The sequence below is a fragment of the Maridesulfovibrio sp. genome, assembly GCF_963678865.1.
GTDB lineage: Bacteria > Desulfobacterota > Desulfovibrionia > Desulfovibrionales > Desulfovibrionaceae > Maridesulfovibrio.
The window spans coordinates 1,390,862-1,412,698 of record NZ_OY787459.1; the positions used below are offsets into that span (position 1 = coordinate 1,390,862).

General features: G+C 47.6%; 23 protein-coding genes and 1 tRNA gene. 14 read left to right on the forward strand and 10 right to left on the reverse strand.

Annotated features, from left to right (window positions below; all coding sequences use genetic code 11):
- Nucleotides 1-33: 33 nt before the first annotated feature.
- The 5 genes from ACKU41_RS06505 (at nt 34) to ACKU41_RS06525 (ending at nt 6,750) form a co-directional block, all read left to right on the forward strand.
- Complete coding sequence (locus ACKU41_RS06505) at nt 34-420, forward strand: response regulator (RefSeq protein WP_319780531.1); 387 nt, start codon at nt 34-36, stop codon at nt 418-420.
- A 10-nt stretch (nt 421-430) separates the two neighbouring features.
- Complete coding sequence (locus ACKU41_RS06510) at nt 431-2,197, forward strand: HD domain-containing phosphohydrolase (RefSeq protein ID WP_319780533.1); 1,767 nt, start codon at nt 431-433, stop codon at nt 2,195-2,197.
- A 116-nt stretch (nt 2,198-2,313) separates the two neighbouring features.
- Nucleotides 2,314-3,552, forward strand: coding sequence for an ABC transporter substrate-binding protein (locus ACKU41_RS06515; protein ID WP_321404692.1), 1,239 nt, complete (start codon nt 2,314-2,316; stop codon nt 3,550-3,552).
- Between the two features lie 2 nt (nt 3,553-3,554).
- Nucleotides 3,555-6,047 (forward strand): ATP-binding protein, encoded by a 2,493-nt coding sequence (locus tag ACKU41_RS06520; protein ID WP_321404693.1) that lies wholly within the window; start codon nt 3,555-3,557, stop codon nt 6,045-6,047.
- A gap of 13 nt (nt 6,048-6,060) precedes the next feature.
- Nucleotides 6,061-6,750, forward strand: a complete 690-nt coding sequence (locus ACKU41_RS06525; RefSeq protein WP_321404695.1) for a putative molybdenum carrier protein — start codon at nt 6,061-6,063, stop codon at nt 6,748-6,750.
- Here ACKU41_RS06525 and ACKU41_RS06530 read toward each other — a convergent pair.
- Complete coding sequence (locus tag ACKU41_RS06530; protein WP_321404697.1) at nt 6,698-7,000, reverse strand: Hpt domain-containing protein; 303 nt, start codon at nt 6,998-7,000, stop codon at nt 6,698-6,700. The two genes, ACKU41_RS06525 and ACKU41_RS06530, sit on opposite strands and share 53 nt — an antisense overlap.
- Before the next feature lie 228 nt (nt 7,001-7,228).
- On the opposite strand from ACKU41_RS06530, the gene ACKU41_RS06535 reads away from it, so the two are divergent.
- From ACKU41_RS06535 to ACKU41_RS06550, 4 genes are read left to right on the forward strand one after another with little or no spacing between them, the layout of a single operon-like run.
- Nucleotides 7,229-7,621 carry a metalloregulator ArsR/SmtB family transcription factor gene (locus ACKU41_RS06535; protein ID WP_319780538.1) on the forward strand — a complete coding sequence of 131 codons (393 nt, stop codon included), beginning with the start codon at nt 7,229-7,231 and terminating at the stop codon, nt 7,619-7,621.
- Nucleotides 7,614-8,789, forward strand: a complete 1,176-nt coding sequence (locus ACKU41_RS06540) for an SO_0444 family Cu/Zn efflux transporter (RefSeq protein ID WP_321404699.1) — start codon at nt 7,614-7,616, stop codon at nt 8,787-8,789. Before ACKU41_RS06535 ends, ACKU41_RS06540 begins: the two co-directional genes overlap by 8 nt.
- 27 nt (nt 8,790-8,816) lie before the next feature.
- Nucleotides 8,817-8,963 (forward strand): hypothetical protein, encoded by a 147-nt coding sequence (locus ACKU41_RS06545; protein WP_319780541.1) that lies wholly within the window; start codon nt 8,817-8,819, stop codon nt 8,961-8,963.
- Nucleotides 8,956-9,492, forward strand: a complete 537-nt coding sequence (locus ACKU41_RS06550) for a hypothetical protein (protein ID WP_319780542.1) — start codon at nt 8,956-8,958, stop codon at nt 9,490-9,492. The genes ACKU41_RS06545 and ACKU41_RS06550 overlap by 8 nt, the downstream gene beginning before the upstream one ends.
- Nucleotides 9,493-9,565: 73 nt before the next feature.
- Here ACKU41_RS06550 and trpS read toward each other — a convergent pair whose 3' ends face one another.
- From trpS to ACKU41_RS06570, 4 genes are all read right to left on the reverse strand, one after another.
- Complete coding sequence (trpS, locus tag ACKU41_RS06555) at nt 9,566-10,561, reverse strand: tryptophan--tRNA ligase (protein WP_319780543.1); 996 nt, start codon at nt 10,559-10,561, stop codon at nt 9,566-9,568.
- Nucleotides 10,562-10,588: 27 nt separating this feature from the next.
- Entirely contained in the window at nt 10,589-11,227 is a 639-nt protein-coding gene (locus ACKU41_RS06560; protein ID WP_321404700.1) for a site-2 protease family protein, read from the reverse strand.
- Between the two features lie 36 nt (nt 11,228-11,263).
- Nucleotides 11,264-11,340 (reverse strand) — tRNA-Trp (locus ACKU41_RS06565).
- 155 nt (nt 11,341-11,495) lie between these two features.
- Nucleotides 11,496-11,855 carry a response regulator gene (locus tag ACKU41_RS06570; RefSeq protein WP_321404702.1) on the reverse strand — a complete coding sequence of 120 codons (360 nt, stop codon included), beginning with the start codon at nt 11,853-11,855 and terminating at the stop codon, nt 11,496-11,498.
- Nucleotides 11,856-12,172: 317 nt separating this feature from the next.
- On the opposite strand from ACKU41_RS06570, the gene ACKU41_RS06575 reads away from it, so the two are divergent.
- From ACKU41_RS06575 to ACKU41_RS06590, 4 genes are all read left to right on the forward strand, one after another.
- Nucleotides 12,173-12,370: a hypothetical protein gene (locus tag ACKU41_RS06575; protein ID WP_321404703.1), complete on the forward strand. Its 198-nt coding sequence runs from the start codon at nt 12,173-12,175 to the stop codon at nt 12,368-12,370.
- A 4-nt stretch (nt 12,371-12,374) separates the two neighbouring features.
- Nucleotides 12,375-13,313: an ATP-binding protein gene (locus ACKU41_RS06580; RefSeq protein ID WP_321404704.1), complete on the forward strand. Its 939-nt coding sequence runs from the start codon at nt 12,375-12,377 to the stop codon at nt 13,311-13,313.
- On the forward strand, nt 13,310-14,329 hold the full coding sequence (locus tag ACKU41_RS06585; protein WP_321404705.1) for a glycosyltransferase: 1,020 nt from the start codon (nt 13,310-13,312) through the stop codon (nt 14,327-14,329). Before ACKU41_RS06580 ends, ACKU41_RS06585 begins: the two co-directional genes overlap by 4 nt.
- 206 nt (nt 14,330-14,535) lie before the next feature.
- Entirely contained in the window at nt 14,536-15,801 is a 1,266-nt protein-coding gene (locus ACKU41_RS06590) for a phosphatidylserine decarboxylase family protein (RefSeq protein ID WP_321404706.1), read from the forward strand.
- An 82-nt stretch (nt 15,802-15,883) separates the two neighbouring features.
- Here ACKU41_RS06590 and ACKU41_RS06595 read toward each other — a convergent pair whose 3' ends face one another.
- The 3 genes from ACKU41_RS06595 to ACKU41_RS06605 are packed head-to-tail and all read right to left on the reverse strand — an operon-like array spanning nt 15,884 to nt 18,448.
- The gene (locus ACKU41_RS06595; RefSeq protein WP_321404708.1) at nt 15,884-16,645 is read right to left on the reverse strand and encodes an aminotransferase class IV; all 762 of its coding nucleotides are present in this window, start codon (nt 16,643-16,645) and stop codon (nt 15,884-15,886) included.
- Complete coding sequence (locus tag ACKU41_RS06600) at nt 16,642-17,931, reverse strand: anthranilate synthase component I family protein (RefSeq protein ID WP_321404709.1); 1,290 nt, start codon at nt 17,929-17,931, stop codon at nt 16,642-16,644. The genes ACKU41_RS06595 and ACKU41_RS06600 overlap by 4 nt, the downstream gene beginning before the upstream one ends.
- Nucleotides 17,897-18,448, reverse strand: a complete 552-nt coding sequence (locus ACKU41_RS06605) for an aminodeoxychorismate/anthranilate synthase component II (protein WP_321405245.1) — start codon at nt 18,446-18,448, stop codon at nt 17,897-17,899. Before ACKU41_RS06605 ends, ACKU41_RS06600 begins: the two co-directional genes overlap by 35 nt.
- Nucleotides 18,449-18,677: 229 nt before the next feature.
- On the opposite strand from ACKU41_RS06605, the gene ACKU41_RS06610 reads away from it, so the two are divergent.
- Nucleotides 18,678-19,838, forward strand: a complete 1,161-nt coding sequence (locus ACKU41_RS06610; RefSeq protein ID WP_321404710.1) for a pyridoxal phosphate-dependent aminotransferase — start codon at nt 18,678-18,680, stop codon at nt 19,836-19,838.
- 73 nt (nt 19,839-19,911) lie between these two features.
- Here the strand turns inward: ACKU41_RS06610 and ACKU41_RS06615 are convergent, their stop codons facing one another.
- Nucleotides 19,912-20,580: a retron system putative HNH endonuclease gene (locus tag ACKU41_RS06615; RefSeq protein WP_321404711.1), complete on the reverse strand. Its 669-nt coding sequence runs from the start codon at nt 20,578-20,580 to the stop codon at nt 19,912-19,914.
- 6 nt (nt 20,581-20,586) lie between these two features.
- Nucleotides 20,587-21,789 carry an AAA family ATPase gene (locus ACKU41_RS06620; RefSeq protein ID WP_321404713.1) on the reverse strand — a complete coding sequence of 401 codons (1,203 nt, stop codon included), beginning with the start codon at nt 21,787-21,789 and terminating at the stop codon, nt 20,587-20,589.
- Nucleotides 21,790-21,837 lie beyond the last annotated feature (48 nt).

Here is a 21,837-nt window from a genome sequence, read left to right on the forward strand (position 1 = left end):
TAGGCACAGTTTGGTAACAGATAGGGAGGACGCATGGCCGGAAAGATTCTAGTTGTGGATGACGAAGTCCACATCAGGATGCTTCTAGAACAAACTCTGGAAGAACTTGAAGACGACTATGGCGTAGAATTATTCACAGCCGAGAACGGGGAAGAAGGATTGGACTGCATCCGCGAAGAACGCCCGGAACTGGTTTTTCTCGACATCATGATGCCATATATGAACGGCTATGAAGTATGTCAGGCTGTGCGAGAAGATTCTTCGCTTTCAAATGTAAATATCATCCTCCTTACCGCCAAAGGACAGGAGGCCGACCGCAAGCACGGCCTTGAACTTGGAGCTGAACGGTACATGACTAAACCTTTCGATCCGGACGAAATTCTTGAGGTTGCCAAATCAATTCTGAACATTGAGGACTGATACTAGCCCCATGAACATAGGACTGAATCCGGAAAACCGCTTGAAAAAAATCATCAAGCCCAAAAAGCTTAAAGCTTTCATGCAAAAAGCACTGCCGCTGCTTCCCGAAGGCTCAGTTCTCTGTGTTTACATTGACGGAACCCCGATTTTTTGTGCCGAACCGATCTGCCATTCCTTTGAAGAAACAATTCTAAGCCCGTTAAAGAACCCTTTTGATGACAATCTCAGTCTTGGCGCATTTATAGTCAACCGGGCGAAACTCTCAAAACCGGAACTGAGCCACATAAAATCAGTTCTTGATTTCACGGCTTTTTCTATTTCAAATTACATTGAGTCTGAAACCGCCAGGCGGCTGATCGGCGAGGAAACCCTTTCCAAATACCGGGAACTCGCTCTTCTTCACCGATCCATTGTTGAGCTCAACAACTCCCTGCGGCTGAAAGATGTCATCACTGCGCTGACCAATGAATGCAAGACATCCGCACTGCCCGCTGAAATGGGCGCTGTCTACCTGCCTGAAGAAGAAGGATTTACCATATTTGACAGCTTTGGAAATTTCTCAACAAACGAATTGGAGAATCTGGTAGAATGCAGGCTTTTCAAAGATATCATTAACAGCCTGCGCGGTGAAATCATTAATGATGTAAGAAAAGACAACCGATGCAGCGCTAAACTTTCCGATAAAATTCGTTCAATGCTGATTATGCCCATCCCTTCGCCTAATGTATGCGAAGGGGTGCTTGTCCTGACCTCCCCCGGAACAAATGCTTTCAACGCCGCACACCTCAAACATGTAAACACACTTTCTTCTGTGGCAGGCATTTCCATCAGTAATGCTTATAATTTTGAATCCATCCGGGTATTAATGGACGCCCTGCTCAAGGCTCTGGCCGAAGCAATCGATGCACGGGATCCATTCACTGCCGGTCATTCCGAACGGGTTGCCCATCTTGCGGTTTCCTTTGCAAGACAGATTTCACAGGACAAAAACAAATTTGAGCATATCGTTTTTACAGATGAGCAGCTTAGGGAAATTTTCTATTCCGGCATTCTTCATGACATCGGCAAAATCGGCATCAAGGAAGAAGTTCTGACAAAAAAGACCAGACTTCCGACATCTATGGTTGATGTTATCGGCATGCGTTTAAAACTTTTCGGAATCCACCATAGGCAGGAATGGGAAAGCGACTACAAAAGAATCAAGCAGATCAACAGCTCTTTAAGTCCGGATCAGGAAGATCTGGATTTCGTCTACTCCATGAGTACACAAAAATTCAAGGTCAACGGTTCCACCATCCACATGCTTCAACCGGATGAAAGGAAAAGTCTGACCATACGTCGCGGAAACCTGACCGATGAAGAGCGCCTTGAAATTGAACGGCACCCGGCAGAGAGCAAAAGAATTCTTGATCATATCCCCTTTCAGGACGATCTTTCCCAATTGTTGACTATTATCGTCCAGCACCATGAAAGGATGGACGGTTCCGGTTATCCAGAAGGTCTATCCGCTGATGAAATACTCATCCAAAGCAGGATTCTGGCTATCGTGGATATCTATGACGCCATTACCCAGGAAAGGCATTACAAGCCTGCAACCCCCAAGGAACGGGCCTTGAAAATTCTTTCGCTGGAAGCCGGAGAAGGCAAACTTGATCAGGATCTGGTAACACTGTTTATTAACAATATTTCTGCGATTGAAAGCGGGGCGGATTCAATCAACCTTGACCGTCCGATTTCCACAAGGTTCTGCAAAATACCTCGCGGAAATATGAATTAATTTTTATCCCCGGAATATATTTTCCGGGGCTTTTTATTGTCCGCAATCAGCTAAATCCAGCGGACCCACCGGGGCCGCAAGGAATCAGAAAGCTGCAAAAATCTGGGGTCGCCGGTATGAACAAAAACTTATCCTCGCTCATAATCATCCTGCTCACACTCACTCTGTTCTGCTCTTCCGCCGAAGCGAAAAAAGCGAAACCGTTCCTGCTTGGAATGTCCGCAGCCTTCACTGGTCCGAGTAAAGGACTGGGGATAGAACTTTACCGGGGTTCAAAAGTTTTTTTTGATCAAGTCAACGCTAAAGGAGGGGTCAACGGTCGAAAAATTTTCATCAAAGCCATGGATGACGGCTACAATCCCGAACCAGCCATCCGCAACACCATCAAACTGGTAGAACAGGACCGCGTCGACTGCCTTTTCAACTATGTAGGTACACCAACAGTTACCCGCGTCCTCCCTGTAATCAAGCATTTTAATTCGCAAACGCCGGAATTCCTTTTCTTCCCTTTCACCGGAGCCCAGCCGCAACGGGAATTCCCTTATGAGGAATACGTTTTCAACCTTAGGGCTTCTTACAGGCAGGAAACATGGGGGCTGGTCCATAATCTTTATATGATCGGACGTACCCGTATCGCTGTTTTTTATCAGGCCGATGCATATGGCAGAAGCGGCTGGGATGGAATCCGCAAGGCCCTGCGGGAAAAAAATTTAAATATTATTGCCGAAAGTACTTACCACAGGGGGGCCTCATTTGATGACTCCATGAAAAAACAGGTGGAAATTATCAAGAGGGGCAAACCGGACGCAATCATCTCTGTTGGAGCATATGAAGCCTGCGCGGCATTCGTGCGAGATGCCCGGGATGCAGGGCTGGACGTACCTATCTGCAACCTTTCATTTGTCGGCAGTGAAAATATGCTCAGCCTGCTGGCCAAATTGGAAAAGAAAACCGGCTACACTTACACCGCCGACCTGATAAATTCCCAGACAGTCCCCAGCTATGAGGACCTCAGCCTTCCCGCTGTGAGAGAATACAGAAAGGCCATGGACGGAAACCAGCCTCCGCCGGAAGGATTCGGCCAGGACTACCAACCTCAGAAATACAGTTTTATCAGTTTTGAAGGTTACCTGAACGCCAAGGTAATGACCAGTATCCTGGAACGTATGACCGAGCCCCAGTACCAGAACAATCTATACGCAGCCACCCTGTCTATCCGTAATCTGGATATAGGAATCGGTACTGATATTAATTTCGGACGCGGCAAGCATCAGGGGCTTGATGTGGTTTATTACACAACCGTTTCGGATGGCAAATTCGTACCCCTGATTGATTGGAAAAGGTGGAGTAAATGAAAATGTCCAAAATTTTTCAAAAAACACTGCTGCTGAACTTCATTCTATTCGGGGTCATTTCCACATCCATGTCATTGATTTCGGCCCTGACTCTGCATGACCATATGGTCAATGAATACATAAGCAAGGGCAAAGCTATTGCCAGCAGTATAGCCAGCTCGTCAGTAGAAATACTGCTCAACAGGGATGCTTCAACCATCCAATCCATGATTGACCAGTTCAGGGACAGCGACGGAGCAGCCTATGTGTATGTACAGGATTCCAACGGGGATATAGTATCGCACACCTTTGTTCCTGAGGTTCCGGAAATACTTGCCGGAACAAGCATCCACCCCGCAACCATATCCATACGCGAAATGGAAGTCCCCGGCATCGGGAATGTCATAGACATAACCAAACCCATTCTCGCCGGAATGGCCGGGTACGTCCATGTGGGAATGGATAAAGGGATTATCAATGATTATGTATGGGCGGCCATTGCCAAGTTGCAGGTGGTCATGTTCTTCATTTTCTGGGCCAGCGTCTTTATTCTTTACATGATGGTCAAACGTATTGCCGAACCGCTCAACCAGTTGACCGAATATGCTAAAAAATTATCCGACCACGACTTTACAGCCGACATTGAAATTACATCCAAGGATGAAATAGGTCTGCTGGCCGGAACCATGAAAAACATGGCCGGGGAACTAACCTCACTGATTTCTGGGCTTGAACGGGCAGTGGGCAATGCCACCAGCGAATTGCAGGATACCCTGACCTACATGGAAGTAATTATGGACAACCTTGCGGACGGACTGCTGGTTGTGGACATAAGCGGAAAGATATCCGTAACCAACCCCGCCCTCGGAGAATTGTTCGGCATTAAAGATGAAGACATCCGGGGAAAGGGAATTGACTCTTTTTTTCCTGAAGAAATGATTACCTTGTTTAAGCTGGTCAAAGGCAGCGAGCATGAAGTCTTTTCCGCGGAAATCCAGCTTCCCAACCGCAGGACAGGCAAGGCTGTAGCCACCCCCATCCACAAGCTGGACGAAGAGAAAAGATTTAATGTCTGCCTTGGCGCGGTACTCCTTATACGGGATATCACATACGAAAAAGAAGTAGATAACCTGAAGACTGACTTCATATCCACTGTCTCCCATGAACTGCGGACTCCCATGACCTCAATCCTCGGGTTTGCAAAAATCATCAAGAAAAAGCTGGAAAAATCAGTTTTTCCAATCTGCAATGCTCCTGACAAGAAAAGCCGGAAAGCTATAACTCAAGTTAAGGACAACATCGGAATCATTGTTTCCGAAGGACAGCGGCTGACCGAACTTATCAACGACGTGCTTGACATCGCCAAGATGGAATCAGGTAAAATTGACTGGAAAAAAGTTCCCATGGACATTGCCGAAGTCATTGAGACATCAATCCAGACCACAACTCCGCTCTGGAAAACACGAAACCTCGATATGGTTGTAAACGTGGATGAGAATGTCCCCACTATGTACGGAGACCGGGACAGGGTTATGCAGGTTCTGGTCAATCTCATCTCCAATGCTGTAAAATTCACTGATTCCGGCTCAATAACCTGTACGGCCAGCTCGCACAATGACGAAATAATAGTCAGTGTCAGCGATACCGGAAGCGGGATTTCACCAGAAGACCAGAAAAAGATATTTGAACGCTTCAAGCAGGCCGGAGACACTTTAACCGGAAAACCCAAAGGAACAGGACTTGGGCTGCCTATCTGCAAGCAGATTGTGGACCATCATAAGGGCCGCATCTGGGTGGACAGTAAACTTGGTGAAGGCAGTTCCTTTCATTTCACCCTTGCCATAGATACCCCGGATGAAAGCAGTCCTGTTCAAATTCCAACTCCGCTGCCCAAAACTGTAAACAGGGATACCCGTCCGGGAAGTGCTGACAGCCCGTTGATCATGGTTGCAGACGATGATCCGGCACTGAATGAGTTCCTGTCGCAGGTACTTGAAGAGGAAGGCTACCGTATCATCACGGTCTCAAATGGACAGGAAGCAGTGGAAACAGCAAAAACCCGTATGCCGCAATTGATCACCATGGACCTGAAAATGCCGATTATGGATGGCGCACAGGCCATAACGGCCCTGCGCCAGGATCCGTCAACACGGCATATCCCGGTTATAGTGATAAGCGCACTTGCTGAAGGACAGCAGGCGGGAGGAGATGCAGCACTGATCAAACCCATTGATGAAAAAAGACTGGTGGAAACAATCCACGGCCTATTGCAGGAAGACCTGATCATGTCAGACCCCTGCATGGTGCTGGGCAAAGAGAATGAAACTGCTACGGAAAACCTGTTGGTAATCTGTCCGGGAAAAATCAATTATTGCCCCCCTTCCGATCTCTGGACCAGAGTTTCATCCGGTTTCAAGGGGACCATTTTCATTACCGCTGAGCTAAGTGCCACTTTGGATCTGGACCGCCTTTCACAGACCCCCGACGTACAGATTGTTATTTTACCTGAAAACTGATATTGTTTTTTCTATGGAAAGACATGCAGAATATGGACTGAAAAGATTCGCCAGTTGTAAGAATTGTGCACACACGGGACCGCTTGCCTCATTTGACAGGCAAGCGGCCTTGTTTCCAGGCAACTTAAAACTGGTCTGTCATGAATGCGGAACCTGTTTTGAAGCTGCCGGCAGTTTTCTTTTTAACGGAGCGGACTCACTTCCCGAGGGAATGACCATAATTTCAGGTGGACAGACCGGAGTTGACCGAGGCGCGCTTGATGCGGCAATTGAACAAGGCATTCCCCATCGCGGCTGGTGCCCGAAAGGGCGTAAAGCCGAAGATGGTATCATCCCCGCCCGATACAACATGTATGAGACTACTGGCTGGCAATACTGGATAAGAACGGAAAAAAACGTGCTCGATTCAGATGGAACCCTTGTCTTTCCGGGAAAAAACAAATCCAAAGGGACTTCCCTGACCATCAGGCTTGCCCGCAAACATGGCAAGCCGCTTGCCGTGGTTTCCCTGAACAGCCCTGATGCAGCAGAGACTTTGCGGGCATGGATAGCGGCTAATAATATCAGGACACTGAATGTGGCCGGCCCACGAGAAAGCGGAGAACCGGGTATCAGCCTGAAAACGAGGGAATTACTTGGTTCGCTGTTTACTATTCGGCAGGTACGAAAACAGCATTTTCAAGCAGCAACTTCAGGCGGGTAAGGCTGTTGCACAATCCGTTGGCATCTTGCTTCAGGGTAAATTCCCGCATCACTTCAAGCTCTTTAGCGTAAGCAGTAAACCCGAAAGTCAAAGCAGCTCCCTTTGAAGAATGTATCTTTTCGCGCACAAGAGAATAATTTTCCTCTTCAGCGCCACGGATCATATCCTTCAACTCGTCAGACAAAGACTTCGTAAGTACGGAGACCAAATCATAGAGATCAGGATTGACCTCTACTTTCTTCTGGGACATTTCAGGCAAAACAACTCCTTCTACGATATCAAAACCCGACTATCTGCAATCGCTTAAAAATTTTCTTAAAAATAATTATTATATAATTTTCTGCCAAATTTAAATTATATCTTTCAACAAATCCGACCGGGCTTCATATTTTTCTTGAAATTTATTTCTTCTTGACTTGAACGCGACCCGCCTTAATATATGAACAGTTGTTCACATATAAACATATCGAGTTTGATCATGATCGACAATTCAGACTGCTGCACCATTCACAACCCCACTCCCGGCGCTGTAGAACTGGTAAAAAGCAAGTGCTGCCCAGAGGAAGTGCTGGGCGAACTGGCCTCCACATTCAAAATACTGGGCGAACCGGTCAGGATCAAAATCCTGCATGCTCTCTCCATTAGCGACCTCTGCGTATGCGATCTTTCTGAATTCTTGGGAATGACCCATTCAGCAATTTCTCACCAGCTTAGAATTCTGAGGACTGCACGCATGGTTCGGTTTGTAAAACATGGACGCAGAGCTGTTTACAGTCTCAACGACAAACATGTGGAGATAATCATGCAGACTGCGCTGGCCCACATGCAGGGGGACGGATGCGATATTTCAAAAGGAGATACAGATGATTGATATACTTTTTTCCATTGTCCGCGAATCATGGGAGGTGCTGCTTGAATCAGCACCATTCATGCTTTTAGGTTTTTTTATTGCCGGATTGCTCAAAGCTTTTGTGGGGCCGGAATTCATTTCCAGAAATCTTGGTTCTGGCAAGATTTCCGATGTATTCAAAGCATCAATTCTGGGAGTTCCCATACCCTTGTGCAGTTGCGGAGTTATTCCGGCGGCAGCGCAACTGCGCCAGCAAGGCGCAAGTAAAGGAGCTACCACCTCATTTCTTATATCAACGCCGGAAACCGGAGTTGATTCAATAGCGGTAACCTATGCCCTGCTTGACCCGGTGATGGCTGTTTTCCGGCCTTTTGCAGCTTTCTTCACTGCTGTGGTGGCTGGTATTCTGGTGGATAAAGACGAAAAGATGAACAGAAATAAAAAGGAAGCACCTAAACTGATCCCAGATGCTGTTCTGCTTCCGAAAATGGATGAGACTCATGGGGCTTCGGGCTGCGGCTGCGATTCCCATGAAGGACATATCCACGAAAGCTCAGATTGCTGTGAGTCAGGATGCGGCTGTGGACACAGCCATGACGATCAACGGCCCGAATCATTAAGCGGCAAGCTGTCCTTCGGCATGAAATACTCGTTTGGTAATCTGTTGCAGGATATCGGCCTTTGGTTTCTCGGCGGAGTGTTGCTTGCCGGTATTTTCAGCGCACTTATCCCGGACGGATTTATTGAACGCAACCTCGGAGACGGATTTTTTCCCCTGCTGATCATGCTTGCAGCAGCCGTGCCGCTCTATGTATGTGCCACGGCCTCCACCCCCATTGCCGCCGCACTGGCTTTAAAAGGGCTCTCTCCCGGCGCAGCACTGGTCTTTCTGCTTGCCGGACCAGCCACAAATGCAGCTTCGTTCACTGTAGTTGCGAAACTTCTCGGTAAACGTTCTGCCTTCATATATCTCGGCACCATTATCGGTTGCTCCCTCGCATTAGGAATGTTCGCCAATTGGCTATACTACTCACTGGGACTGAGCATTACCGACTGGGTCCAATCCGGAGAAGAACATGGGCATAACCTGCTCTACACCGTCAGCGCACTCATTCTGCTTGCCTTAATCGCCATTCCCAAGGTAACAACTTTAGTGAAAGGTGAATCATTGCACGGATGTTCTCATTAATAATCAAGCTAGCAGCGGAGGTTTCTCATGACAGGTGAAGGCGTCGAAGCAATAATTGTCATGCTGGTCATCGTCCTCGCCATCTTCAAGATGGTTAAAAGGAACGGATACGGACTGGGACAAACCTCTATTCGTGATGAGAGTGAAAAAAAAGAGATGGACAAAAATGGATAAAAGCAGTGCCGGTATTGAAGCACAGTTGGATGACTTGCGTGGATCGGAAAACTTTATCGGATTTTGCGCTTTTGACCTGTTCCTTGACGATGATGAATCCAAACGCAAGGACGGTGTGCTCAAAATATCGCGTCATAACCTGACTCCGGAAACTGGGTTCCTCAAGTTCACCTTTATCGTGGATGTTTACGGGAACAAGCTGATCCGAAAAAAGGTATTGGAGCTTTTCGCCCGTTTTCACGACAACGAACTTAAATCCGACACCGATCCTGATTTCATGTACATCAAGCCCCCGGAACCAACCACGCAGAAGGATCGGGCATGGTTCATCGGCGAAGTCTTTTTTCACTTTGATTCCGTAAAAGGAGCATCCAAGGAAAATGTGGTCCGTTTTTTCCTGCCTTTCCTGACCCTGCGTCTTCCGCTCGAATTCAGCGACCTTCAATGGTGGGAAACCGAAGCGGAATTAACTGAACACAAAAAATCCGCCATTCAGGCTATTACGGATTTTATTAAGAATAAATTCTAAATTCGACACTAAAAAAAGTCCCCTGCCGCTCATGCAGCAGGGGACTTTTCAGTATCATTGCAAATAATAAAACTTAGAACTTGAAGCCGATCAATTCTCTGATCTCTTCCATATTCTCTTTGGCTTTAACCTGTGCCTTGGCTGTTCCTTCGTGGAGAATGTCCCAGACAAGCTGCGGATTCTCATCCAAATGGCGACGCCGTTCCTGCATGGGCTCAAGGAATTTGGACAGATTCTTGGCCAGCAGCTTCTTGCATTCAACACAGCCGCGACTGGCGTTGCGGCAGCCTTCCTCAATCTCAGCACAAGTTTCTGCATCGGTAAGCAGTTTATGGTAGGGATAAAGGTTGCAAACTTCAGGATCACCCGGATCTGACTTTCTGAGCCTATTCTTGTCAGTAAGCATGGACATGACTTTGGGCTGCACTTCATCCATGGGTTCACCGAGAAAAATGCCGTTATTATAACTCTTGGACATTTTGCGGCCGTCCAGTCCGGGCAGCTTTGCATCCTCGGTGAGCATAGCATTGGGTTCTGGGAAATATTCACCGTTCAAATGGTTGAAACGGCGGGCGATTTCACGGGTCAGTTCCAGATGCGGCAACTGATCCTGTCCCACGGGAACAAGCGAAGGCTTATACATAAGGATGTCGGAAGCCATAAGCACAGGGTAGCCGAGAAAACCGTAAGTATTCAATTCCTTCTGGACCAGTTCCTGCTTGATTTCCTTGTAAGTGGGGTTTCTTTCCAGCCAGCCCAGCGGGGTCAGCATGGAAAGGATCAGGTGCAGCTCAATGTGCTCCTTAACCTGTGACTGGTGAAAAATAACACATTTTTCAGGATCAAGCCCTGCAGCAATCCAGTCTTTAACCAGCTCAGGTACAAAGCCGGAAATTTTACGGGGATCGGAATACTCACTGGTCATGGCGTGCCAGTCGGCAACAAAGAAATAACATTCGTGGTCTTCCTGAATCCTGACCCAGTTGACCAGAACACCGAAATAGTGCCCCAGATGCAACCTTCCGGTGGGCCTCATGCCCGAAACTATGCGATTGTTTGTCTTGCTCATTTTAAAAATCTTGTATGCTTGGCGGTTCTAATGAACCAGAAAATTATAGAAAAAACCCATAGCCGGACTGATTATCCTGCCGAGCAGTCCGAGCATTGCCAGCAGGATCACGATAACGAATCCGTACCGGAACGACATAAACTTGAACGCGGTCTCGCGGGGCAGAAATCCGGCTATAATCTTACTGCCGTCCAGTGGCGGAATAGGCAGCAGATTAAAAAAACATAAAGCCAGATTGATGATAACCCCAGCATTGGCGATCATCACCGAAGGCTCAAGAACCTTGAGCATCAGCGGCGACAGGGAATTCACATCAAGTGAAAGAATCACCTTTACGACAATTGAGAACATTACCGCAAGTGCCATGTTTGCCGCCGGACCTGCCAAAGCGACAATCATCATATCCCGTTGCGGGTTTTTGAAGTACATGGGATTGACCGGAACAGGCTTGGCCCAGCCGATCATACGGGTCAGCACCAGAGCTAAGGTTCCCAGAGGGTCAAGATGCTTTATGGGATTCAAGGTAAGGCGCCCGGCTTGTTTAGCCGTGGGATCGCCCAGAAGATATGCGGCAAAGCCGTGCGAGGCTTCATGGCAGGTGATTGCCAGCAGAAAAGGTAAGGCAAGAATGCTTATTTCTTTGATTGTATTGGCGATGTCGAACATGGATTGTGAGCTTGTTCGCTTTTTAGAAGTGATAAATGGCAGGCCAGGAGGGATTCGAACCCCCAGCATTCGGTTTTGGAGACCGACGTTCTAGCCGTTGGAACTACTGGCCTGCATTTATTGGCTTGAGACATCTACGCCGTCAAAGCCAAGCGGGTTCTAGCACCGTCATTGGGCTTTGGCAAGTAAAAAAGGAGTCTATTTTCATAGACTCCTCAAAAAAGTTTAATTATTTTGCTGATCAGTCAACAAGAGACAGATACAGATATCAGCTTAAGGCCTGCTTCACCTTTTCCTTCAGTTCGCTTAAATCAACTGATTTCACTACGTAATGATCTGCCGCAACGGACTTCATATCGTGCTTGAAGCTGTCATACGCTGTACTGAGAATAACCGGCAGGTTCTGATCTTTCTGCCTGATCTCCTGCAGGAGGTCGAGTCCTGACCGATTGATACCAAGCTTGATATCAAGGACAACCAAATCCGGGTTTTCCCGCCCAATGACCAAAAGGATATCTTCAGAACCGTCAGAGGTGGCCACTTTGTAGCCACCGGCTTCCAGCTCTTCCCTGTAGAGCATCCGTATATGTTTTTCGTCGTCAACGACTAAAATTGTCTTCTGAGCCATATGCAACTCCTTGAAAGTCGTTTTTCATTAGTACCAGTTTAGTTCAATATTCAAGTTCGGGTCAACATTAATAGACTTTTTTTTAAATCCCGCTAAAACGCTCATTGCGGAATTCCAATCCATACCTTAATCCTAACACAAAATAACAGTGTTTTTCCGTTCTGGCTGCATTTTTTTCCATTTTTCCCCGATTGTAACCTGTAAGACAAAAATTCTTTCTCTCACAGGTAGGAAAAGCTTGCTGAAATCAAACTTACAAGCTAAATCCCAAAGCCTCGGACACCATCTTAATATAATAAACAAAAAGGAGTCTGCCCATGGTAATCGTCAAAATTGAACCGGAAGGCAAGACAGTAGAATATACAAAACTCAATACCGTCCTGCAATTACTCAACAAGCAGGGGCTGCATCACACAGATGCACTGGTCATCCGCAACGGTGAACTGCTCACACCTGATGAACGGATCTATCAGGGTGACGAACTGGAACTCAGAAAAGTAATTTCAGTAGGTTAATCATATGAAATGCAAGGTATGCAAAGCCAAGGCGGTTGTTTCGCTGCCCAGTCATAATGCCGCGTTCTGCAAAGAACATTTCAATACTTTTTTCATGCGTCAGGTTGCGCAGGGCATCAAGCACCGCAAACTTCTTGAGCGCGATGACAAAGTACTGGTCGCTCTTTCCGGGGGCAAAGATTCCCTCGGCCTCATGTTTGCGCTTGCAGAGTTGGGCTACGATGTAACCGGCCTGCACATTGATCTGGGAATTTTCGAATCATCCATCAAGGCCCGCTCTGTTGTGGAGGACTTCTGCAAAGACAAAGGCTACCCGCTGCGGGTAGTTGAGCTTGAAAAAGAAGGCGTTCCAATGCCGCTGATCAAAAAGCATATCCGCCGGCCCATTTGCGCCATCTGCGGAAAATTCAAACGCCACTACTTCAACAAAGTCGCCATTGAAGAAGGATACACCGCCCTTGCAACAGGACATAATCTTGATGATGAAGTTGCCCGGCTCTTCGCCAACACACTGCGCTGGGATCAGGGATATCTTTCCGATCAAGGCCCGTTGCTTCCTGCGGAAAACGGATTTGCCAAGAAAATAAAGCCTCTTTTCCGGGTTACTGAGTACGAAAGCGCGGTATTCTCATTTCTGGCTGACATTCCCTACCACCACCTGCCATGTCCTTACAGCTCCGGAGCCAGCTTCACCGGGCACAAGATGCTCTGGCGGGATATGGAATTGCGCAGCCCCGGCACAAAGAGAGCTTTTTACAAAGGTTTCCTTGATCGAGGCCAGCCGGCTTTCGCCGCTCTTGAGCAGAATGAAAAGGATTTTGCAATCAACCCCTGCACGGAATGCGGATATCCCACTTCCGCTGGAGTCTGCAGTATCTGCCGACTCAAACGTCAATTGCAGGAATCAATAGAACAGGAAACCATAAACACAGAAAAGGCATGAGCACCCCCAAGGTTTCAGTAACAATGCCCTGCTATAATTGCGGCTCCACAGTGGGAGAGGCAATTGAGAGCATCCTCAGCCAGACCTTCGAAGATCTCGAACTGGTGGCAGTGGATGACGGTTCTGCTGACAACACAGCAGAAGTACTGAAAAAATATGCTGCCCGCGATTCACGCATGAAACCTGTATTCCTTGGACATCAAGGAGTTGTTGGGGCAGCCAATGCCGCTATTGAAGCTGCTACAGGAAACTATGTCGCCCGCATGGATGCCGATGACATAGCCCTGCCCCGGCGCATTGAAAAACAAGCCGGGCTGCTGGACTGCGACCCGCAAACAGGGCTCACCGCCTGCCGGGTAGGGTTCGGCGGAGACAGGGAAAAAAACGGTGGCTATGCCCACTATGTTGATTGGATAAACACTCTGATCGCTGCGGAAGATATCTCCCTGAACCGTTTTGTGGAATTCCCTTTTGCAAATCCATCCATCATGATGCGCCGTGAATTAATTGATGAACTCGGCCCGTTCCGGGACGGTGATTTCCCTGAAGATTACGAACTGGTACTGCGCTGGCTGGAAGCCGGGGTCAAGATGTGTAAGGTGGATGAAGAGCTGCTCATCTGGAATGATCCTCCGGACCGTCTTTCCCGCAACCATCCTAAATACACAGTTGAAGCTTTCTACCGCATCAAGAGTAAATATCTTTTCCGCTGGCTGCAGAAACGACTCGGTCCCAGTCCTGAAGTGGGGATAATAGGTTCCGGGAGAACATCCCGCAAACGATATCAGATACTTGAAAATCTTGGGGTGGAAACAGCTTTCTACGTGGATGTGGATCCGCGCAAGGTCGGCATGTTCATCCACGGCAAAAAAGTCCTGCATCGCAATGAGCTTCCGGCGGCGGGGGAAACATTCCTGCTGTCATATGTAGCAAGCTGGGGTGCCCGGGAGGAAATTTCTGAAGTCCTGAATGCAAAAGGTTATGTGATGGGAAGGGATTATCTGCTGGTTTCTTAAGGCACAGAAAGGCAGTAACTGCTTGATTTTTCATCAGGGGCGTATATGGGTCAGACAACTCATGTACGCCCTTTTTATTTATTTCTGCATCATCTCCTGATTGTTTTTATATATCAGTTGGCAACACTACTCCCCACAGGTTATAAAGCATAAAGTAATCTACCATCCGGCTCTATCCACAAATACTTAAACGGGAGGTTCAGACAATGACTGGTAATCGATACGGTATAAAACAACTTGCGCTCTTTCTATGCGCCCTGATCCTATGCCTTGGCCTTGCTGTGTCAGCTAATGGAGCTTCACAAGCGGCGAGCTCCAAAGACACGACACAGCTTTTGCCGGTTGTGCAGGAATTCAAGGATCTGATCGAAAATGATGCCGAGCTGCTCATGCTTTTTACCCGGATGTTCGAGATGATTCCCGACAAGCCGAAATTCAAGAATGATCCGTCCGGCAATCCGCAAATACGCGACTACAAACAGATGTTGCAAAAATTAAGTGAAATTTCACAACAGGCACCGGAATTCAATAAAACCGGGATGGTGGGATTTCCTATAAACTCAATTTTAAACTGGCCCATGGGGACCTCTGCCGGTACCAGCGCTTTCCTTGACAGCCGGGTTAATGCCCAGTTGAAAAAGGTACTTAATCAATGGGCAGTATTTCTGCAGTCCAAGGACTCACGCTACGTGCTCAGTAACGACCCCAAAAAAGGATGGTTTGGACGAGATGCCCGAAAAGCCATGCCGGGGTTTGAAAAAGATTTCATCTGCAACCCTGCGAAGCCGTATCACGGATTCACCTCATGGGACGATTTCTTCACCCGAGAATTCCGGGAAGGACGCCGCCCCGTGGCTGCGCCGGACAATGATGCCGTAATCGCCAACGCCTGTGAATCAGCCCCGGTCAATCTGGCAAAGAATGTTAAACTTAGAGATAAATTCTGGATAAAAGGGCAACCCTATTCACTCTACCACATGCTTGACGGCGATCCGCTGGCAGCAGAATTCGAAGGCGGAACCATCTATCAGGCCTTCCTGAGCGCACTCAGTTACCACCGCTGGCACAGCCCGGTCAGCGGCAGGATTGTAAAAACGAAACTCATCGACGGGTCTTATTATGCCCAGTCACCTACGGTTGGTTTTGATCCGGCCAGCCCCAACAATTCGCAAGGCTATATCACTCAGGTGGCTGCCAGAGCTCTGGTCTTCATTGAAGCGGACAACCCCGACATAGGGCTGATGGCAGTCATGTTTGTCGGCATGGCGGAAGTATCTTCCAACGAGCTGACTGTTTACGAAGGCCAGCATGTGAACAAGGGGGATCAGTTAGGCATGTTCCACTTCGGCGGTTCAACACATGTGCTCATCTTCCGCCCCGGTGTAAATCTCGACTTCGACCTGCGCGGACAGACTCCCGGACTTGATACAAAAAACATTCCGGTACGCTCCCGCATAGCCACCGTCCGCTAACCTATTAAAAAGAACTCAGTCTTACTTCAAACTAAGCCCGGTGCATTTGTGCCGGGCTTAATCATTGTATCTGGATTCATAATCAACCCAGCACAAACTGACTAACCATGGCGGCGTTAACAAAATCGACCTCAAATTCCACCTCACCAACAGCTGTAACCGGAATCATACCACCCAAGGAATTAAGGGCGTACACATGATCAAATTGCCCGATATGCGCCAGATGAATTTCTGCTGCTTCAATTTCAATATACCGCTCCGCTACTTTCTGGGCAGTACCCGGAAGCTTGTACTCGGTACGGGGTTCGAAATATGTGTCCCCTTTTCTGAACAAGAGGGATGCGAATGAGGATTCCAACACATTTCCGGCAAAATCACGCAGGAGGGCATCGTCAAAACCGTCAGCCTGTGCATCCTGCCATGCGTTAACATAATCCATGCGGTTAGTGGATTTATGGGCCATCAGCGGAGTTACGAAAATTTGCGGACATGGCTTTAATGACCAAGTGCGGTCCGGAATATATTCAAAAGGAACAGCACAGATTATGGGCTGTGTTCGCCCCTGCTCCGCCGGATAGAAAATATTAACCCGTGCAAATGCATTATCCAATCCGTTTGCCGCTACAACTTCACTGATGACAACTTCATAATCCAGAGGTTCTTCAGCTATGCCGAATTCGGCAAGACTTTTACGCGCCCGCTCAAGATGCAGATCAAGATGACATATTTTGCTGCCGTTCCAGCACAGGGTTTCAAAAAAACCGTACCCCGTCCTGAATGCAGGCTGGGCTAGATCAAGACGTACTTCATCTTCAATAAATTCGCCGTTTCTGAAATAGATCATACGGACTCCGGATCGAGGATTTTAGCTGCTTTAGCAATGGTTTCCATGTACTCCGCTTCGGGGTCGGAATCAATCACAATGCCGCTCCCGGCCCAGTAATCCAATTGCTGCGTGTCAGGATCATAAACAGCAGTCCTGATGGCAATGGAGGAGACCATATCCTGCGGACCATGAATGAGAACAATACTGCCGCAATATGGCCCGCGCGCATGAGGTTCCAGCCTATCGATAAGTTCCATGGATCTTTTCTTGGGGCATCCGGTAATAGAGCCGCCGGGGAATGCATTCAGGAGCAGATCAATGCAATCACGCCCTTCTGCCAATTCACCGCGCACCCGGCTGAACATCTGCAACAGATTATCCACCGCAAACACGGACTTGTGATCCTCCACAATTACCGACCCGTAACGGCAGTCTGCTGAAATGTCATTGCGGATCAAATCCACAATCATTGAAAGCTCGGAATCCTCTTTAACCGAATTTTGAAGCGAGCTGACCTGCTCTTGTGAATATTTCTCAAAAGCGAGTGTTCCCTTTATGGGTTCTGAAAGCACCCGTCCCTGCTCTACCCGCAAAAACAACTCCGGGGAGGTGGAAATGATTGTCTTCCCACCACTACGGAACAACGCATAATACGAAGCCGGGTAACGCTTATGCAGCGCGAAAAACCAGCATACAGGTTCAATGTCCCCACCCGGCATGGTAAAGCGAGTGGTCAGATTAAGCTGGTAGGTCAAGCCGTCACGAATGTATTCTAGAGTACGGGCCACTCCGGCCTTATATCCCTGTTTATCCAAAGACATACAGATCTCTTCACTCGCGAAAGAAGGCAGTTCGACATCTGGAACAGGTCCGATTCCGCCGATCAATGCAGCAATGGATGACCGATAAGTTTTGTCGCAGGAAATCAATTTCAGGGAAGAATTACCACCGTCATGAATAAGCACAGCACGGTACTTCTTAAGGTGCAGCAGCGGAAATTCCACAGCCTTGCTGCTCCCCACTCCGCGCAACTCCTGCCCGAGTTCATAGGAAAGGTAACCGATGACCGGTCCCTCCCCGCTAAAACAGAATTCTTTCATTTTAGCGGGAATCTCAGCACCGGAAACACCGGACTGGAGCACTAACTCATCCTGCGGTTCAATCCCCAGATAACTAAGGCTTGAATCAGGTAATTCCGGTGAGCCGAGCAGCACATCTGCTTCCTGCCCATGCACAAAATGGAAAGCAATTTCCCGGAAACGCTCAAAACTACAGGAGTCCGAAATAATGAAGGGCGTATTCAATGAAAACTCCGGGCTGCTCGGTTAAAAATGATTCAGGGTGGAATTGGTATCCCATGAGAGGCAGACTTTCATGGACCACAGCCATAGGAACCTGCGCACTGTTCGCACTGAGCAGTTTCAATCCCTGCCCCAGTTCAGAGCAGTAAAGAGAATGGTAGCGGGCCACAGCAAGATTCCGCCCGGCAAAATCAATACGCTCGGTACGGCCATGAAAACAGCCACCCAGCCTTGCGGTACTCCCACCGAAATATTCATTGATAATCTGCATGCCGAGACATACGCCGAGTACAGGCAGGCCGGATTCAATTACAGCTTCATAGCCGGGATAATCCTCAGGGCAGCCCGGACCGGGAGAAATTACAATCAATGAATACGAGCTGAAATTTACAGATGCATTTCTGCCCGATACCTCTGCATACGGGAGCATGGCAATCCGTGCGCCGGGAATCTCGCGAACCAGCAGGTGCTCTAGGTTGTTGGTAAAGCTATCGTTGTTGTCGATGAGAAGTATGTTCATAGTCTGGCGGGGTATGTACTCCATCGGCAAAGCAGGTACAAGCATAATAAAATGATTCAAAACCGTATTGTTGCGTTCCAACGGTTCAAAATGTATATAAACCGACAACCTTACAAAAACCTCCCCCCTGCTAAGGATTCCAAACGGGATTATTCCTTTTGGCCGCCGGAGGCAAAATCATATCATCTTAGCGCGTAGCGCATCATATCCCTACCTCTCGGAGAGTAAAATGGACTGTATTTCGAAAAGAGCCTGTGAAATTACCCCTTTCTTGGTCATGGACGTTCTGGAAAAAGCGCAGGAAATGGAACGGCAGGGCCGCAACATCATCCACATGGAAATCGGTGAACCTGATTTCGACACCCCGGAATGCGTCAAGCAGGCCTGCATCAAGGCCATGGAATCAGGGGAAACCCACTACACACACAGTCTGGGAATCCCGGAACTGCGTGAGGCGATCAGCAGATATTACAAGGATACCTACAATGTTGATGTTGATCCGGGCCGAGTGATCATCACACAGGGAACCTCCCCGGCAATGCTGTTGCTTTTCACCTTTATTTTGGATCACGGTGACAACGTCATTGTTTCCGACCCTTGCTACGCCTGCTACAGCAATTTTATTTCCTTTGCCGGAGCAGAAGCAAACTCCATCCGCACTTTTGAAGAAGACGGCTTTCAGTACCGCCCCGAAGCAATCGAGAAAGCAATCAATGAACGCACCAAAGCGATCCTGATCAATTCCCCCTCCAACCCCACCGGAACCCTGCTCTCACCGGAAAGGATGCAGAAAATTGCCGAGCTTGGTCCATGGATCATTGCCGATGAAATCTACCATGGCCTCGTATACGGGGAGAAAGAGCATACCATCCTAGAGTACACGGATCACGCCTTTGTGCTGAACGGATTTTCCAAACTTTTCGCCATGACCGGATGGCGGCTGGGCTACATAATAGCCCCGGAAAAATACGTACGCCCCATGCAGAAGCTCTGCCAGAACTTCTTCATATCCGCCAACTCCATGGCCCAGTATGCAGGAGTAGCCGCGCTGACCGAATCATGGGAAGAGGTCAACCGCATCAAAGGAATTTACGATAATCGCCGCAAGTTTCTGCTTAAACGGCTGCGTGAAATAGGTTTTGAAATCAAGGTCGAGCCAACTGGGGCCTTTTACGTATTGGTCAACATGAAAACTCTGGCGGCAAAATTCGGAGGCAGCTCTCTCAAGCTGGCCTTCGACATTCTGGAAAAAGCAGGAATAGGAGTGACTCCGGGCATAGACTTCGGTGAAGGGGCCGAAGGTTTCATCCGCTTGTCCTATGCCAATTCCATGGAGAATCTGGCTGAAGGGATGGATCGGCTTGAAAGGTATGTAAAAGAAAACAGCTGATCGGTTCAACATTTTGAAAATCAAAAGCCCTGTGGACTAAAGTACGCAGGGCTTTACTTTTGATTTACGTGGCTTAGCGTAGCTTCTTTTTGAGGTAATAAATTGCTACACCGGAAAATGATTTCAGCTTGCCGTTTTCTCCCGGAGTTTCATATTCGCTGATTTTGCGGAGGATTTTTTCTCGCGGCCAGCTTCCCTTTTTAGGCATTTCGCCAATCACAGCATCAATCCGTGCCTGCCTCTGCATACGCAGCCTGCGTAAATTCAAATTTAAAATCCCCGGAGAGTTAACACTTCCAAGCTGCTCGTTGAAATCTTTATCTATTGAATAAATTTCGCCGTTAGCTTTGTATTTAATTACACTCTCTACATCAAAATCAGCAGGATTATATTTAAGGTCAGATGATGCTTTCAGTACATCGCAATGATGATTCTTGCGCCCCTGCCCTTCACTGCCGCAACAGGCAGCTAACAAATTTCCGTATTCAAATCTTTTATCGACATTCTTTCGTTGGCAAGCCCAATGCTCTACACGCATGCCATCCGCATCATCACTGATTTGGTTCTGACAGTAACAACACAAATAGCCCTGCTCTTCACACAAGGCTTTGCGAAGATCATCTTTTACCCCACCCTCTTCTGAGGGAATAGCTTTAAACGGTAAATCTTTTAGGTGGTGATTGTTCTCTTCCTTCCATTCCCTAAACTTACGCGGAATCGCTCTCTTATGAATGTTCCTCACAAGCCGCTACTCCGAAAGTTCAAGAACAGTACGCGCTTTAATCAAAGCAGGTACTTCGCCGAATTCAGTTTCGTATTTCTCAATCAGCTCTTTGGCTTCATCAAACTTTTCTTCTTCGATAAACGTATATATTCGGCTTAATTCCTCTTCAAATTCAGGACTGAAGGCAGGTAAGTCCATAACTTCCTGCAAAATTTCGGAAGAGTTCAGCCCTTTACTCATATCCGGCTTTTCATACTGAATATCCCCATTCTCATCACGATAGAGCGAAAAAATATTCTCCGCTGGCACCTCGCTCAGCACCTGAGGGGAATGGGTAGTGATAATAAACTGGCAATTAGGAAATGTTTCGCGCAGGGCCGGGACAATGCGGCGCTGCCATTTGGGGTGTAGGTGGAGGTCTATTTCGTCGATTATGATAAGTCTTTCTCCACCAAGAGGATCTTCTTCATCTGCGTCTATTGCTACGTCACAGGCTATTGCTGCAATTAGTCCTATAAAAGTCTGCTCGCCTAAAGAGAGTTGTGTAAATTTTAATTTCTCATCTTTGCCTTTAACTTTCTTGAAGGCTTCAAATGTTTTTAGTTTATTGTTAAAATAAAACCGCTCAAAACCTGTAATATTTGAGATGGCTTTTTTAATAGCAGTTAGCCAAGGATTTTTCACAAAAGCCCCAGCAGCATCACCATCCTCAATATGCCAACGGAATAAAGCATTTTCTTCATCTTCCATATCCTTTATTGCTCTTAAAGCGTCAGTTATCTGATCGCTATCATCCTCTGGACCTGAATATTGAACCAACACATTTGCTATCGCAACTCTCTGACGAAAAGCAGGAAAAACTGACATTTCGTTTAAATCAGACACCAAAAAATCTTGCGTTACTGAACTATAAATTTCTTTAGGAGAACTACTACGAACGACATCCACCACTCGGCCTGATATATTAAATCTTGAATTAATTTTAGCGTTCTTCTCTGTTTGATTGACATCTGAGAGGCCTAGAAACAGGTAGTCCTTCATCACCAGCTGCTCATGCCCAGCAACAAGATTTATCCGAGCTCCATAAACACCACACTCAATAGTATTTATAATACTAGTCTTCCCGCACCCGTTATCACCCACAAACACATTCAGATGCCTGTCAAATTCGATCTCCATATCCCGGATGCCCCGGTAATTGTGCAGCGATAACTTTTCTAAATACATGGCAGGTTGTCTCCTGAATCTTTGATATAAAAAATTCCCATCGGCGCA

What these genes read in the sequence shown, in the direction of transcription:
- ACKU41_RS06540 (WP_321404699.1), top strand. Translation starts at nt 7,614, where the DNA reads ATGATTGATATACTTTTTTCCATTGTCCGCGAATCATGGGAGGTGCTG.
- ACKU41_RS06620 (WP_321404713.1), bottom strand. Translation starts at nt 21,789, where the DNA reads ATGTATTTAGAAAAGTTATCGCTGCACAATTACCGGGGCATCCGGGAT.
- ACKU41_RS06590 (WP_321404706.1), top strand. Translation starts at nt 14,536, where the DNA reads ATGACTGGTAATCGATACGGTATAAAACAACTTGCGCTCTTTCTATGC.
- ACKU41_RS06525 (WP_321404695.1), top strand. Translation starts at nt 6,061, where the DNA reads ATGGAAAGACATGCAGAATATGGACTGAAAAGATTCGCCAGTTGTAAG.
- ACKU41_RS06585 (WP_321404705.1), top strand. Translation starts at nt 13,310, where the DNA reads ATGAGCACCCCCAAGGTTTCAGTAACAATGCCCTGCTATAATTGCGGC.
- ACKU41_RS06595 (WP_321404708.1), bottom strand. Translation starts at nt 16,645, where the DNA reads ATGATCTATTTCAGAAACGGCGAATTTATTGAAGATGAAGTACGTCTT.
- trpS (WP_319780543.1), bottom strand. Translation starts at nt 10,561, where the DNA reads ATGAGCAAGACAAACAATCGCATAGTTTCGGGCATGAGGCCCACCGGA.
- ACKU41_RS06610 (WP_321404710.1), top strand. Translation starts at nt 18,678, where the DNA reads ATGGACTGTATTTCGAAAAGAGCCTGTGAAATTACCCCTTTCTTGGTC.
- ACKU41_RS06580 (WP_321404704.1), top strand. Translation starts at nt 12,375, where the DNA reads ATGAAATGCAAGGTATGCAAAGCCAAGGCGGTTGTTTCGCTGCCCAGT.
- ACKU41_RS06575 (WP_321404703.1), top strand. Translation starts at nt 12,173, where the DNA reads ATGGTAATCGTCAAAATTGAACCGGAAGGCAAGACAGTAGAATATACA.
- ACKU41_RS06560 (WP_321404700.1), bottom strand. Translation starts at nt 11,227, where the DNA reads ATGTTCGACATCGCCAATACAATCAAAGAAATAAGCATTCTTGCCTTA.
- ACKU41_RS06550 (WP_319780542.1), top strand. Translation starts at nt 8,956, where the DNA reads ATGGATAAAAGCAGTGCCGGTATTGAAGCACAGTTGGATGACTTGCGT.
- ACKU41_RS06570 (WP_321404702.1), bottom strand. Translation starts at nt 11,855, where the DNA reads ATGGCTCAGAAGACAATTTTAGTCGTTGACGACGAAAAACATATACGG.
- ACKU41_RS06520 (WP_321404693.1), top strand. Translation starts at nt 3,555, where the DNA reads ATGTCCAAAATTTTTCAAAAAACACTGCTGCTGAACTTCATTCTATTC.
- ACKU41_RS06505 (WP_319780531.1), top strand. Translation starts at nt 34, where the DNA reads ATGGCCGGAAAGATTCTAGTTGTGGATGACGAAGTCCACATCAGGATG.
- ACKU41_RS06545 (WP_319780541.1), top strand. Translation starts at nt 8,817, where the DNA reads ATGACAGGTGAAGGCGTCGAAGCAATAATTGTCATGCTGGTCATCGTC.
- ACKU41_RS06605 (WP_321405245.1), bottom strand. Translation starts at nt 18,448, where the DNA reads ATGAACATACTTCTCATCGACAACAACGATAGCTTTACCAACAACCTA.
- ACKU41_RS06510 (WP_319780533.1), top strand. Translation starts at nt 431, where the DNA reads ATGAACATAGGACTGAATCCGGAAAACCGCTTGAAAAAAATCATCAAG.
- ACKU41_RS06535 (WP_319780538.1), top strand. Translation starts at nt 7,229, where the DNA reads ATGATCGACAATTCAGACTGCTGCACCATTCACAACCCCACTCCCGGC.
- ACKU41_RS06515 (WP_321404692.1), top strand. Translation starts at nt 2,314, where the DNA reads ATGAACAAAAACTTATCCTCGCTCATAATCATCCTGCTCACACTCACT.
- ACKU41_RS06530 (WP_321404697.1), bottom strand. Translation starts at nt 7,000, where the DNA reads ATGTCCCAGAAGAAAGTAGAGGTCAATCCTGATCTCTATGATTTGGTC.